The sequence below is a fragment of the Nocardiopsis nanhaiensis genome, assembly GCF_054778635.1.
This window is the reverse complement of the sequence record NZ_BAAGZJ010000001.1, coordinates 152,579-165,402: the sequence shown is the minus strand read 5'-3', so window position 1 is coordinate 165,402 and position 12,824 is coordinate 152,579. Positions and strand designations below refer to the sequence as shown.

General features: G+C 69.6%; 12 protein-coding genes. 4 read left to right on the top strand and 8 right to left on the bottom strand.

Features of this window, described 5'->3' with window-relative positions:
- Positions 1-4: 4 nt before the first annotated feature.
- The 6 genes from ACYVD1_RS00755 to ACYVD1_RS00730 all read right to left on the bottom strand — a co-directional run bounded on the left by ACYVD1_RS00755 (position 5) and on the right by ACYVD1_RS00730 (position 6,839).
- A complete protein-coding gene (locus tag ACYVD1_RS00755) occupies positions 5-421 on the bottom strand; it encodes a DUF3592 domain-containing protein (RefSeq protein ID WP_460766014.1) in 417 nt (138 codons plus the stop codon).
- A gap of 200 nt (positions 422-621) precedes the next feature.
- The gene (locus ACYVD1_RS00750; RefSeq protein WP_460766011.1) at positions 622-1,419 is read right to left on the bottom strand and encodes a tyrosine-protein phosphatase; all 798 of its coding nucleotides are present in this window, start codon (positions 1,417-1,419) and stop codon (positions 622-624) included.
- Positions 1,420-1,445: 26 nt separating this feature from the next.
- A complete protein-coding gene (locus ACYVD1_RS00745) occupies positions 1,446-2,177 on the bottom strand; it encodes a nucleotidyltransferase family protein (protein WP_460766006.1) in 732 nt (243 codons plus the stop codon).
- A gap of 59 nt (positions 2,178-2,236) precedes the next feature.
- The gene (locus ACYVD1_RS00740; protein WP_460766001.1) at positions 2,237-4,717 is read right to left on the bottom strand and encodes an AAA family ATPase; all 2,481 of its coding nucleotides are present in this window, start codon (positions 4,715-4,717) and stop codon (positions 2,237-2,239) included.
- A 211-nt stretch (positions 4,718-4,928) separates the two neighbouring features.
- Complete coding sequence (locus ACYVD1_RS00735) at positions 4,929-5,627, bottom strand: ribonuclease HII (protein ID WP_460765996.1); 699 nt, start codon at positions 5,625-5,627, stop codon at positions 4,929-4,931.
- 15 nt (positions 5,628-5,642) lie between these two features.
- Positions 5,643-6,839, bottom strand: a complete 1,197-nt coding sequence (locus ACYVD1_RS00730; protein WP_460765990.1) for an MFS transporter — start codon at positions 6,837-6,839, stop codon at positions 5,643-5,645.
- A 56-nt stretch (positions 6,840-6,895) separates the two neighbouring features.
- On the opposite strand from ACYVD1_RS00730, the gene ACYVD1_RS00725 reads away from it, so the two are divergent.
- From ACYVD1_RS00725 to ACYVD1_RS00710, 4 genes are all read left to right on the top strand, one after another.
- The gene (locus tag ACYVD1_RS00725) at positions 6,896-7,429 is read left to right on the top strand and encodes a CGNR zinc finger domain-containing protein (RefSeq protein WP_460765987.1); all 534 of its coding nucleotides are present in this window, start codon (positions 6,896-6,898) and stop codon (positions 7,427-7,429) included.
- Between the two features lie 122 nt (positions 7,430-7,551).
- A complete protein-coding gene (locus ACYVD1_RS00720; protein WP_460765984.1) occupies positions 7,552-8,160 on the top strand; it encodes a DoxX family protein in 609 nt (202 codons plus the stop codon).
- 75 nt (positions 8,161-8,235) lie between these two features.
- Positions 8,236-8,892 carry a hypothetical protein gene (locus ACYVD1_RS00715; protein WP_460765980.1) on the top strand — a complete coding sequence of 219 codons (657 nt, stop codon included), beginning with the start codon at positions 8,236-8,238 and terminating at the stop codon, positions 8,890-8,892.
- A gap of 165 nt (positions 8,893-9,057) precedes the next feature.
- Entirely contained in the window at positions 9,058-9,246 is a 189-nt protein-coding gene (locus tag ACYVD1_RS00710) for a hypothetical protein (RefSeq protein ID WP_460765977.1), read from the top strand.
- Between the two features lie 111 nt (positions 9,247-9,357).
- On the opposite strand, the gene ACYVD1_RS00705 is transcribed toward ACYVD1_RS00710, so the two are convergent.
- Together ACYVD1_RS00705 and ACYVD1_RS00700 are read right to left on the bottom strand one after the other, a co-directional pair.
- On the bottom strand, positions 9,358-10,818 hold the full coding sequence (locus tag ACYVD1_RS00705) for an SPFH domain-containing protein (protein ID WP_460765974.1): 1,461 nt from the start codon (positions 10,816-10,818) through the stop codon (positions 9,358-9,360).
- Positions 10,819-12,693: an SPFH domain-containing protein gene (locus ACYVD1_RS00700; protein ID WP_460765969.1), complete on the bottom strand. Its 1,875-nt coding sequence runs from the start codon at positions 12,691-12,693 to the stop codon at positions 10,819-10,821.
- Between the last annotated feature and the right edge of the window lie 131 nt (positions 12,694-12,824).

Sequence of the window (12,824 nt, the reverse complement as noted above, 5' to 3'; positions counted from 1 at the left end):
GCCGTCAGGCACCGACCATGAGGGCGAACCCCCACACGACCAGACCCGCGCCGGCGACGGGCAGGGCCGCGGCCAACACCATCATGCCGGGGAAGTCGGCGGCGGGCTCGTTGGAGTCCGGGGCGTCGGGGTCGTACCGGACCACGAGCTGACCGCCTCGGCGCGGCTTCCGCAGGACAGGGGTATCGGTACCGGTGTGATACTTGCCCTTGGGATCAGCGAAGCGGTACTTCACCACGGTGGTGGTGGAGTTCGCGTTGCCGCTGCCGGAGCTGCTGGGGTCCTTGCGCTCCCGTACTGAGATGACGGTCCCGTCGGCACGATGCCAGGTGCGCCGCCGCCTCCACGCGTTGACCCCCATGCCGAGGGGCACCACCACGAGGACCAGCCCGACCGCCATCGCCAGGAAACCCCACCCCACCGCGCCTCCTCAGCCGCCCACCAGGAAATTCCGGACATTTTCGCACAGCCATGCATCGGCGCCCCGAGCGCACCAGCGTCAGTCGACGGTGTGGAGCGACGCTCCCAGTCCAGCCGACTCGACCCGCTCGGCTATTCCGGACGACTCAGCGCGGACATTCCGCCGCGCGGAATCACCCGTCCCGCGCGGCCCGTGGACGATCAGCGGAGCATGCGCTCGCGGAGGCTCTCCAGGGTGCCGCCGGAGAGTTTGAGGCCGTCCACGACGTAGTTGTCGAAGGATCCGTAGACCTCCTCGATGTGCCCGAATGAACTGTCCAGATAGTCGGCGCGCACGCGGGTCATCGGTTCGACGTCGGACCAGGGCAGGCCGCTGTGCTCCGTCAGCTGGCGCATCCAGTGGTCGGTGTTGGCCTGGCGCTCGTTGCTGGTCAGGTAGTCCTGGGTGATCGCCTCGCGGTCCACACCGAGCAGGGTGAGCAGCAGGGCCGCTCCCCAACCGGTGCGGTCCTTGCCCGCGCTGCAGTGGAAGACCAGGGCGGTCGGACCCTTGGCGGCGCGCTCGACCAGGTCCCGGTAGCCCTCCAAGGCCTCGGCGTCGGTGACCAGCTCGCGGTAGACGTCGAACATGAAGCGCTCGGCGGCACCGTTCCCGAACATCGCCCGGGCCTGTTCCTCGTCGGCGAGGAGCTCCACGAAGTTGGCCCCGGCCGCCTCGGCGTTCTGCACGCCCACGGCCGCGTACTCGGCGCCGTCGGGAACCTGGTCGGGAAGGCGGCCTCGCTCGTGGTGGGTGCGGAGGTCGATCAGCTGGCGGATCCCGAAACCGTTGTACGTGGGCACGTCCTGCTCGGAGATGCTGTGTAGGGCGTCGGACCGGTAGAGGAGACCGCCACGTACGGTGAGGCCTTCCCTTGTGCGGTGACCGCCGAGGTCGCGGAAGTTGGGGGCGCTGGGGAGGAGGAAACCGTCATTCGTCACGTTCGCGACAATACCCACCACCCCAGAACCCCGCCAGAAAACGGTCAGGACTTCACGCGCAGGGCCTCGATCTCGACGCCGGCCTCTTTGACGTCCTTGGCGGTGTCGACTCCGCGCCAGAAACCGTCGATGCGGTAGGCGGTCAGCTTGCCTTCCTTCGCCAGGTCCGGGAAGGTCGAGGACTCGTGGTCGCCCTTGGTCGGCAGCAGCGCGGTCAGGCCCGGCTCGAACAGGTAGACGCCCGCGTTGATCCAGACCGGCAGGAGAGGGCTCTGTGTGAAGCCCTCGATGCGGTCCTCGCCGTCGACGTCGACAATGCCCCAGGTGGTACGGAACTGGGACAGGGCAAGCGTACCCAGACCGCCCTTGGCCCGGTGGTGCCGGGTGAACTCGTCCAGGGGGAACCAGGTCAGGACGTCGCCGTTGAGCGCGAAATAGGGGGCCTCCTGTTCGCGGAGGCCGGTGGAGGCATAGCGGAGCGCACCGCCGCGGCCGAGCGGTTCGTCCTCGACCAACAGCGTGATCTCCGGGCCGCCCTGGCGCGCTTCCAGGTGCTCGCGCAGGACCTCGGCCTTGTAACCACAGGAGACGACGGCCTGCTCGACCCCATGGGCGGCCAGCCACTCCAGCTGGTAGTCGATGATCGGTCGACCGGCCACCTCCACCATCGCCTTGGGGCGGGTGTCGGTATAGGGACGCAGCCGGGTGGCCTGTCCACCGGCGAGGATCAGCGCCTGCGTGACGGGGGACTCGGTGGATGAAGGTGAAGCGGTCATGTACCGGACAGTAGCACCAGGCACGGCCGACGGCTCAAGGCGTGTTCATCCAGCTGGCGTCAGCTCTGTTGCGTGGCATCCGAGTAGGCCTTGCGAACGTCCCCGCTGGTCACCACGGTGAGCTCGGTCGCCGTGGCGTCCTCCCCCACTTCCAGGGACACCCTGAGATCACGGTGGGAACATGCCCTCTCATAGAGAGAACGGGCGAAGCGCCCGTTGCCGAGTTCGTCGATCCAACCGGTCTCGCACACGTGGGCGAAGATGCTGTGCAGGTCGTCCCGCGCGGTGTCGTCGAAGGCGTCATGACTGCGGGCCGCCACGGTGTCCGCGATCTCGGAGAGCTCGTCGGGGCTGTAGGAGGGGAACCGCACCCGCACGTTGAACCGGGAGGACAACCCGGCGTTCGAGGCAAGGAAGCGGTCCATCTCCGCCGTGTAGCCGGCAAGCACCACCACGAGCCGGTCGCGGTCGTCCTCGGCCCGCTTGAGGAGGGTCTGGATGGCCTCGGCGCCGAACGCGTCACCGCCGCTGTAGCCGGGGTTGACCAGGGAATACGCCTCGTCGACGAACAGCACCCCGCCCAGGGCCCGGTCGATCAGGCGGTTGGTCTTGACGGCGGTCGCACCAAGGTGTTCACCGACGAGGTCGGCGCGCTGGGCCTCGACCACCTCGGCACGGCCCAGCATGCCCAGGGCGGAGAAGACGCGTCCGAGCACGCGCGCCACCGTCGTCTTTCCCGTTCCCGGGGGCCCCGTGAACACCAGGTGGCGCATCGGTGGCTGGTGTGGCAGGCCCTGCTCCTCGCGCAGCCTCGCCACCCGGAGCTGCGCCACCAGCGAGCGCACCTGTTCCTTGACGGGTTCCAGGCCGATCATGCCGTCGAGCTCGGCCATCGCCTCCTCCAAGCCGGGCGACTCGCCGAAACCGGGCAGGCGGGAGGTGAGCTCGTTGTAGGCCGACTCGACGTCCTGGCTGTGCACGGTAACGAGATCGTCGGCGCTGGGCCGGGGTGCGGGCTCGCCCTCGGTCACCCCGGAGGTCACCACCCGCACGTCGCGGGCCTGAGCGGCCTTCTCGACGATGGAGCGGGCGAAGCGGCCGTTGCCCAGCTCGTCTACGGCCTCCCGCTGGACGGTCTGGTCGAACCGCCTCCGCAGTGTCCGGGCTGCATCGGAGTCGAGGGCGTCACCGCGCTGAGCCACCAGCGACTCGGCGATGCGGAACAGCTCGGCCGCGGAGTAGCTGGGGAAACTGATGCGCGTGGCGAAGCGGGAGGCCAGACCGGGGTTGGAGGCCAGGAAGGCGTCCATCTCCTTCTCGTATCCGGCGAGGATGACCACGAGCTGGTCGCGGTCGTCCTCGGCCCGCTTGAGGAGGGTCTGCACGGCCTCGTTGCCGAACCGGTCGGACTGGCCGTCGCCCTCGTTCACCAGCGAGTAGGCCTCGTCGACGAACAGCACCCCGCCCAGGGCCTTGTCGATGAGCTCGTTGGTCTTGATGGCGGTGGCACCCAGGTACTCGCCGACCAGGTCGGCGCGCTGGGCCTCCACAACCCGCGAGGTCGGCAGGAGGCCGAAGGAGTGGAAGATCGTGGCCAGGGTGCGGGCGACGCTGGTCTTACCGGTACCGGGAGGCCCGGAGAAGACCAGGTGGCGCAGGGGGCGTTCGACGGCGATCCCGGCGTCGGCGCGCAGCCGGGCGGCCTCGATGGAGGCGGCGATCCCGCGGACCTGCTGCTTGACCGGGTCGAGGCCGATCATGTCCTCGAGTTCGGCCAGAGCCTGGTCGACCGGGACGGGCTCCTCCTCTCCCTCCGGTTCGCCCTTGGCGGCCTTGCCCCGTCGAGGGGTGTCCGAGGCGCGCCCGCGCAGGGGCGGTGCCTCCTCCCTCCTTCTGGGGATGTCCTTGGTTCCGGGACCGTCCTTGGCCCCGGACGGCCTGGAGGTGCTGTTGCGCCGTTTCTCGTCGTTCTCCCGGCTCTCCTTGGACACCTGCCCCGACGCGAGCAAGCGCCAGAGCAGACACGCGCCCGCGGCGAGGTAGAGCGCACCGATCCCGGCGCCGGAAGGGAAGGGTTCGACGACCATGCCGACCAGAGCGACGGAGAACCCGACGATGAGCCCGGCGGTCAGCGCAAGCAGGGCCGTGTGCCAGACGGGGAACTCGCGGGCGCGGCCCGCCGCGAGGACCGCCAGGAACGGCACCGGCAGGAGCAGCAGGGTGACCGGTTCCCCGGTGAGCGGGATCTGGAAGAGGGGCACCGTGATGAACAGCCACACCACCGACACCACAACGGTGAGGAAGGCATCGAAGGACCGCATCAGCGCGGCGAACGCCACCAGCAGAAGGAGCGTCACGACCAGTGCCGAGAGCACCGGAACCGGCGACAACAGGGCGATGACCGCGACCAGCGTGAGCACGGCCAACGCGGCCACCAGGCGCCTGCCGAGGGCGATCCGGTGGTAGCTGGCACGCAGGCGGTCCAGACCCGAGGCGCGGTCCGGCTGCGCGGCGGCGGTCGAGCGCGTCTCGCGCGTCATCCATGTCCCTTCCTGCGTGGGGGTCGCGTGGTCGGCCCGACGGTCCGTCCTGCGCTGGGCCCGGGGGACGGGTCAGGGGCTCGGGCCGAAGGTCGGGCCAGGGCAACCGGAGGGGGCCGGCACCCGCGACATGGCCGTGGACTAGGAACAGCCTTGCCCCAAGTGGGGGCGGATGTCCAGTCCGGGGCGGCGTGTCGTCGCCGGGCCCGGCTCACAGCAGGGGGATCTGGCCCCCGGGAGCGAGCCGGACCTTGCGCAGGTGGCGCCAGCGCGGCAGGTCGTCGAGGTAGGCCCAACTCATCCGGTGGTGCGGGGTGGGCCCGGCCTCCGCCAGGGTCGTCTTGTGCACGGGAGAGGGGTAGCCCGCGGCCTTCTCGAAGCCGTAGCCGGGATGCTCCTCGGCGAGTTCGGCCATGAGGGCGTCGCGGCGCACCTTGGCGAGGACCGCGGCCGCTGCCACGCTCACACAGGTGAGATCGCCCTTGACCTGGGTGCGCACCCGCCAGGGTCGGCCGATGAAATCGTGCCGACCGTCGAGGATGACGCCCTCGGGACTGGGTGCCAGCGCGTCAAGGGCGCGCCGAGCGGCCCGATGCAAGGCCTCGGTCATGCCCACTTCGTCGATCTCGGCCGCCTCGGACCATCCGAAGGCGTGGTCGGCGACCCAGGGCTCGACCAGTTCGGCGAGTTCACGGCGGCGCTTCGGGGTGAGGCGCTTGGAATCGGTGAGCCCGGCGGGCGGCGCACCCTCGCCGGGCACGGCGGCACACACCAGGAGGGGCCCGGCCCAAGCGCCCCGACCCACCTCGTCCACTCCGGCCACCACACGCGCGCCAGCGGCACGGAGCTCGTCCTCGACCTCGAAGGTCGGTGCGGGCGGCGGGCTGTTCTTCTGCGAAGTCGTCGGCACAGCACAACCCTAGGGCTATGGAGCCGCTTCCAGTGCCGGTTCGTGTGCGGAGCGGGACAGGTACAGGGAGACGGCCAGCGCGACAGCCGTGGTGAGCGCGGAGACCACCAGCAGCGCGGACTGCCCGATGACAGCCAGTAGTGCGCTACCCAGGGCGAAGCCGACGTTCTGGGCGGCGAAGGCCCAGGAGAAGTACCCCGCGCGCTGGCCGACGGGCACGGCGGTGTCAATCATGTGGGAGCGCAGGCCGAGGAGTGCCGCGACGGGAAGGCCGCTCAGGAGCAGCGCGAAGGCCGCCATGGGCAGGGGCGGCCCCGCAGCCAGGAGCAGGCAGCCCACGAGGAGCAGGGTGGCGGCCCCGATCGCCCACGCCGCCTCGTGGCGCCCGGGTACCCGGGCGGCGTCCAGAAAACCGCCGACGATGCTGGCCAGGGACAGGAGAAGGAAGACCACCCAGGCTGTGCTCACGTCGTATCCGTAGGCGACCACGAGAGCGGTGGCCCCCACTTCCACAGCGGCGAAGTACAGGCCGATGGCCGCACCGAACACGATCCAGCAGACCGCCGCAGTGCTCCAGCGGAGCCGGTGCGCGGCCACGCGGTCCTCACCTGCCCCGTCCCCACCGGTTCGGGGGTCGGGAAGTCCGGTCAGGGGCACCGCTGCGGCGGCCACCAGACTGAGCAGGGCGACGGCGGCAAGCGGCCCCAGCGGATGGATCGGCGCAGCGGCAGCTACGACCAGCGGGGCGAGGAAGATCAGCAGGTCCATGAAGGTGACGTCGACGGTGGATGCGGAGCGGCCCGCACCCTCGGGGACGGTGCGTAGGAGCAGGGAACGGACCACTCCCCCGGACCCCGCGATCACCGTTCCCGCCAGGGCTGCGCCCAGGTACCAGGTCCACGCGGGCTGTCCGGTCCCGGCCGCGACCCAGACCCCGGCCCACAGCAGTCCGTGTGCGCCCATCTGGACCGCGAGTACGCGGCGCGGCGACCAGCGGCCGACGATCCGGGCCGCGACCGGGGTTGCGGCGAGCATGCCGACCACGTGGGCGGTGGTCATCAGGGCACCGGTGTCGATGCTGCCGGTGATGAGGAGGCTGGTGGTGGTCGCGGCGACGGCGACCATCAGTGCGGGTGCTCGGCACAGGGCCGCGACCAGGGAGTAGGTCCAGAATCGTCGGGAGGTGAGTGTGGCTCTGAGGGGTAAGTTCATGCAACCAACGTAACGGTTTCCTACGACATTCTACCGTTACATGGGAGCATGGGGGGATGACCTCGGAGTATTCGGTGGAAGACCTACTGCGGATCACCTTGGACCTGATGGCCACCCGCCCCGTGGGTCAGTGGCCGGAGGAACTGGATTCCTTGGAACGCCTACGCCCGCTGGCCCCGCTGGCCCTGACTGACACCTCACCCGGCGACCTCGCCGAGGTCCGCGCTCTGCGCGACCGCCTGACCCCGCTGGTCCTGGACCCGGACCCGGCGGCGGCCCCCGCCACGCTGTCCGCACTGGCCGCGGAGTTCTCACTCACCCCCGCCGTGGACTCCCTGGGCGGCCCGCTACGGCATGTGAGCCCGGACCGGCGTCCGGTCGCCCGCGTGGCCGAGGCCCTGATCCCCGGCGTGATGCGGGCGTGGGAGGTGGGGCTTCTCGCACGTGTGCGCTCCTGCGGGGCTGACAACTGCGACACCCCGTTCTTGGACAGCTCGCACCGGGCCAACCGGCACTACTGCTCCGACCGCTGCTCCACCCGGATGCGGGTCCGCAGGCACCGCGAGCAGGCGGCCAAAGCAGGGCAGTGAAACCGCCGGGGAGCCAATCCGCCGAGCATTGTGCGACTCACCGACGACCACATCCAGCAATGCTCCGTCACCTTAGGTAGTTTCCGCTTGTCGGAACCGCCGTGCCGGGCCGCCCGGGAGGAATGGACATGCAGCGCACCACGCCCACGACACGGTCGGCGTCCCGGCCAGGGCCCCGGACCAAGCACCGCGTCACCCGCGGACGCCTCTACGACATCGCCTCGGCCGCCACCCGGGTGGGGGTGGGCTGGGTGTTCGCGGAGTACGGTCTGGCGCTGCGCAACCGCGAGGCGATGGTCGCCGAGCGCCTCTCAGATGCCGGGATGCCCATCGCGGCCTTCGTCGCACCCCTCGTTCCGGTGCTGTTGGTGGTGCTCTCGATCGCCTTCGCCGTGGGCCTGCTCACATGGCTGTCCGGACCCTTGCTCGCCTTGGCAGCCGTGGCCGGCACCCTGGCCGCGGGCGCCGAACACCTGTCCCCGTTCGGGTCTTGGGGCGCGACCGTGCTGGTCACGACTGCGTGTGTCCTCCTGTCAGTGAACGGCGGACGATGGTCGTGGGACTACCTGGTCCTCGCTCCCCGGCCTCCCGCTCGCCGGTCCGCCCGGCACCGGCCGCCAACCACGACACAGGGGAAAGCTCCCACTATTTCTCACCGACGCCCCGAACACGCTCCGCCACTGCTCTATCCTGTGGAACAGGCCGCGCTACGACGGCCGTATCGACTGTGACGCGGCCCGTCGATCCCCTGTGGATACTCCCGGGCACCGCGTCGCCACAAACCGGATTCCGGTGGGGGGAAAGCCATGTCCGCCTCAGCTTCCGGCCCGAACCCCGACGGTTCCGTGGCCAAGCTGATCGAGATCGCCGAGAAGCCGACGCTGGGTGAGCGCCTGATCAGTTGGGCCTCGCGGCCACCCGGTCGGCTCTACATCCCGGCGTGCGCGGTGATCGGACTCATCCTGCTCTTCGAGGACAGCGTGCCCGGGGGGCACCTTCCCACGTTCGTGATCGGCCTGGTCGGTGGGCTGCTCCTCGCCGGCATGGGCGCCCTGCGCCTGGGGATCGCGCTCGCCATCGCCCGTCCCATGATCCGCTATTACTGGCTGCGCTGGGTCTCCGCCCCGATCATCGCGGCCATGGCGCTGGGTCTCTCCGTCGCCGACCTGCCCCTGCAGATGCGCGTGCAGGCCTCCTCCGAGCAGCTCCTCGAGTTGCGTGACGAGGTGGACAGCCCCACCACCACCTCCCGTGACGGTGAGTGGACCGGCCTGTATCCGTTGCGGAGCATCTCGGTGGGCGAGGAAGTCACCCACTACTCGGTGGAGGGCGCCGGGACCCTCCGGACCTCGGGCCTGGCGCACAGCTCCGAGGACATCCCTACGGGTGTCTTCGTGCCCGGACAGGGTTCCAGGATCTACGAGCACCTCTCCGGCGACTGGTACATCTGGGTGGACCACTGACCTTGCCGTGACCAGCGGCCCGGACTCTTACCCGGCTCTTTGCCGGGTACTGTCCCACTCCAACTCAACTCTCACCCTCGGCCTGTAGAGATAGGGGCGGTCCCCCGGGAGACACCCTCAAAGTGCTCCCCCATGGCAGCACCGCCCACCCGAGGAGAGGTTTCCATGCACGAGTTCGTGCTCACCCTTCACCTGCGCATCCACGACGCGATCACCGCGCTGCGCCGAGCCCACGCCGTGGGCGACGACGACCTGGCCACCTCTCAGGCGGGTGAGGTCGAGGACCTGGTGGAGATCGCCGCCCGGCACGGGATCGACATCGCCGGTTACGCGGCCCTGTCACCCACGGGCTGACGCCCCTCCGCCTCGACGCACGAAGGGGCCCCGCGACACCTTGGGTTCTAGCGGTGTCCGCGGGGCCCCTTTCCCGTGCCCGCCTAGTTCGGCGGCTCACGAAAACGGCTGTCAGCGGCCGCGGCGTCCCTGGTTTCCGCCGTACCCCTGACCCTGGTCGAACTGCTCACGCATCGCGTTGTCCTGCTGGCTCTGCTGTCCCTCCGACCGCTGCTGCTGTCGGGCGGCCGCGGCGGCCACCGACCCCTGCGCGGCGTCGAAGGCGTCCTGGGACGCCGACGGGCCCAGCGAACGGGAGGAGCCGCCCCCGCCGTTCATGACCTGCGGCAGCAACTGCGCCGTCAGGAGCGTCGACAGCGCCGAACCGTCCCCGGAACCGCCCTCGGTCTGCACCACGATCGGGCGCGGCGCGTGCTCGGCCAGCACGGCCCCCACATCGAGGCGCCGACGGGCCAGCTCGTACTCCAGCACCGCCCGGTTGTCCCGGTAGGCGGTGGCCAGGCGCTGCTGCGCCTTGGCTTCGTTCTCGGCGGCGACCAGGTCGGCCCGGCCGCGCGTCTCGATCTCGTACCGCACGCGCTGGGCCTCGGTCTCCTGCTCCTCCAACATCTGCGCGACGTCCTTGCGCGCCTTGTTGAGGGAGGCGTTGACCTCGACGATCTTGGCGTCACGGGTCTTCTTGGACCGCTCGATGTCCATGAGCAGGGTGTCGATGCGCCGCTTGCGGGCCAGCTCCCACTCCTGCTCGTAGGCGACCAGTTCCTTGGCGACCCGTTCACGGGTGGCCAGGTGCTGCTGGTACTGGCTGGGCAGCTGCACGTCCGGGATGTTGCAACCGGTGATGACCACGCCGTACTTGCGCAGCTGCTCGTTGAGCAGGCGGCGCATGTCCTCGACGTTCGAACCGCGCAGGTCGTAGGCGGACTCGGTGTTGACCATGCGGCTGCGCTGGCGGATCGCGTCCTGTACAGCGCTGGAGAGCACGAGGTCGAAGTTGCTCGCACCGATGGTGGTGACGAACAGGTACGGCTCCTCGATCCGGAACTTCAGGAAGAACTCGATCGACTTCAGCGGCACGTTCTCGCGCGTGGGGCAGGCCAGGACCGGCGCCGTGTACGGGATCTCCGTACGGGTGTCCACCACGAAGTCCACGCGGGACCACGGGTGCCACAGGTAGTGGCGGCCGGGGCCGATGCTCTTGGCGAAGGCACCGTACTTGGTGAGGATGCCGGTGGTGCCCTCCTCGATCTCCACGATCGATCCGCGCCACCACCACAGGCCCGCGGCGAGAATGCTGAGCACACCGACGATCAGGGTCGGCACGGAGAGGAGGCCGAACAGCACGGCCCCGTCACCGGCCACCATGTTGACGGCCATCATCAGCGCCGAGAGCAGCGCGAACAGGCCGAACCAGACCAGCATGGTCCAGCGCAGACCGCGGTTGTCACGCGGTATCACGACCGGGACGATGGCGCCTTGGTCGCCACCGCGCAGCAGTCCCGCGAGGTCGCTCCATGAGGCGAGGGACTCCTTGATGTTGGAGCCGCCGCCGGGGTTGAAGGACTCACTCATCTACTGACCTCCCGGGTTCTGGCCGTGGCCCTGGGGTCCGCCCTGCGCCCACGGGGGCGGCGGGGGATCCTGCGGAGGCTGTGCCTGCTGGGGCGGCGCCTGCTGGGGCTGCTGAGGGTGCGAGGGCTGGCCCTGCGGAGCCTGCTGGGGCTGCTGGGGCTGCTGGGGCTGCTGCGGCTGGGATTCCGGGGACGGCCCCTGCTCGTCCTGGGTGGCCTCGGAGATGCGCTCGTCGATGGCGTCGTCGCTCACCGACTGCCGGATCTCCTCGACCCGGTCCTCACCCGGGTCGTCGGCCTCAGGGTTCCGGACCTTGGCACTCTCGTCCTCGACGAGCTCGTCGATCTCCCGCTCGCGCTGCGAGATCCTGTCCTTGATGTCGCCCAGCCGCTCACGGATGGCGGCCATGTCCTCGGCGGAGAACAGGGCGGCATCGGCCTGGCCGATGATCTCCTGAGCGATACGCAGGTAGTCGACGCTGGCTTCGTCCCCGGAACCGATCCGCAGCACCTGAGGGAGGCTGTCGGAGACCGACTCCAGCTTGTCCAGGAGGTTCTCCCGGAAGCGGTAGTTGAGGATCTCCGGCGCCTCGGAAGCGCTGACCGCGCGGATGTCCAGGGCCTGGGCCTGGAGGAGCGCGGCGTTGGCGTTGGCCTCGGACTCGGCCTCCACGAAACGCTGCCGGGCCACGGCGCGGGCCCGGTTGGTCTCGCGCTCCAAGGCCGTGTCCATCTGCGCCTGGTACTGGGCGATGTCGGCCTGGATCGCCGAGAGCGTCTCGTTGAGGGTCGCGAGCTCCTTGTTCAGGTCACCCTCGTTCTGCTCCTTGCGCAGCTGCAGCTCGTACTCGAAGGTGTAGGCGTCCTTGGCCACGCGCACCATCTCGGGAGCCGCCAGGTCCATCCGGTACTCCTGGCTGGAGGGCTCGGCATGGGTGATGTTGGCGCTGGTGAGGACGACGATGCCGCCGAACTGCCGGTTCAGCTGGTCGAGCAGGGTGTGGGTGCTCTCACCGACCATGTCGTAGATCGCCGAGGCCTCCTGCTCGTAGATGAGGCTTCGGGTGGTCTCGCTGATCGCGTTGTTGAGCTTCTCCTGGAGGCCCGGGACACCACCGAGGGTGTACACGAAGTCCGTGGCCCGCTCGATCTTGAACTGCACGAACAGGTCGACCGAGGCCTGGACGCCGCTCTTGGTGGGCGCGGAGCGGATCGGCGCGTTGAACGGGTACTCGCGCGTGGTGTTGACGATGTAGGAGACGCGCTTCCACGGGTTGAACAGGGTGACCCTGCCCGGCGCGTAGACGTTCTCCATCTTGCCGAAGCGGGTGACGATCGCCTCGCATCCCTCGGGCACCATGACCATGCCTTGGCGCCACCACATGAACGCGGTCACACCGAGGGTGATGATCCAGTAATGGAGTCCGAAGAACGGGTTGAGCAGCGGGTTGACGCCCTGGCCGACGGCCTGGGTGGCGCCCACCGTGACGGTCCCGACGATACCGATGATCACCAGGGCGATCGCCGGAAGCATCGTGACGAGCGTGCGGCCCCGTGGGATGACCATCGGGCAGATCACGTGGACCGGTCCGCCCCGGCCGCGCTCGTAGTAGCTGCGGTTGAGCGCCTCGCCCGCGTTGCCGAGCGCGGCGCTCTTCTGCTCGATCCGGGTGTCGACGGAGGCGCCCTGCTCACGCGCGGCGACGAAGTCCCGCGGGTCGAGTCCGCCCTCCGCACTCTGACCGGACCCCTGGTCGGAGCTCTGAGCAGCCCCTTGGCCAGCGGCCTGTTGCACTGCGTCGGTCACAACCTCGCGCGGGTCGCCCCCTTGGGCTACCGCACCGGCCGCGCCGCGCACGGTCTGCGCGAACGACATAGGCATGCACTCCTTGTCACAGGAAGATCGGGAACTATCGGCTTCGACGCGGCGTACCGTTTTCCGGTTCCAGGTCGGGACGGGGTTGACGCACGAAACAGCGGTAGTGGTCTGCGTCTAGCCTTTCACGC

What these genes read in the sequence shown, in the direction of transcription:
- ACYVD1_RS00730 (WP_460765990.1), bottom strand. Translation starts at nt 6,839, where the DNA reads ATGAACTTACCCCTCAGAGCCACACTCACCTCCCGACGATTCTGGACC.
- ACYVD1_RS00710 (WP_460765977.1), top strand. Translation starts at nt 9,058, where the DNA reads ATGCACGAGTTCGTGCTCACCCTTCACCTGCGCATCCACGACGCGATC.
- ACYVD1_RS00745 (WP_460766006.1), bottom strand. Translation starts at nt 2,177, where the DNA reads ATGACCGCTTCACCTTCATCCACCGAGTCCCCCGTCACGCAGGCGCTG.
- ACYVD1_RS00700 (WP_460765969.1), bottom strand. Translation starts at nt 12,693, where the DNA reads ATGTCGTTCGCGCAGACCGTGCGCGGCGCGGCCGGTGCGGTAGCCCAA.
- ACYVD1_RS00715 (WP_460765980.1), top strand. Translation starts at nt 8,236, where the DNA reads ATGTCCGCCTCAGCTTCCGGCCCGAACCCCGACGGTTCCGTGGCCAAG.
- ACYVD1_RS00725 (WP_460765987.1), top strand. Translation starts at nt 6,896, where the DNA reads ATGACCTCGGAGTATTCGGTGGAAGACCTACTGCGGATCACCTTGGAC.
- ACYVD1_RS00720 (WP_460765984.1), top strand. Translation starts at nt 7,552, where the DNA reads ATGGACATGCAGCGCACCACGCCCACGACACGGTCGGCGTCCCGGCCA.
- ACYVD1_RS00740 (WP_460766001.1), bottom strand. Translation starts at nt 4,717, where the DNA reads ATGACGCGCGAGACGCGCTCGACCGCCGCCGCGCAGCCGGACCGCGCC.
- ACYVD1_RS00705 (WP_460765974.1), bottom strand. Translation starts at nt 10,818, where the DNA reads ATGAGTGAGTCCTTCAACCCCGGCGGCGGCTCCAACATCAAGGAGTCC.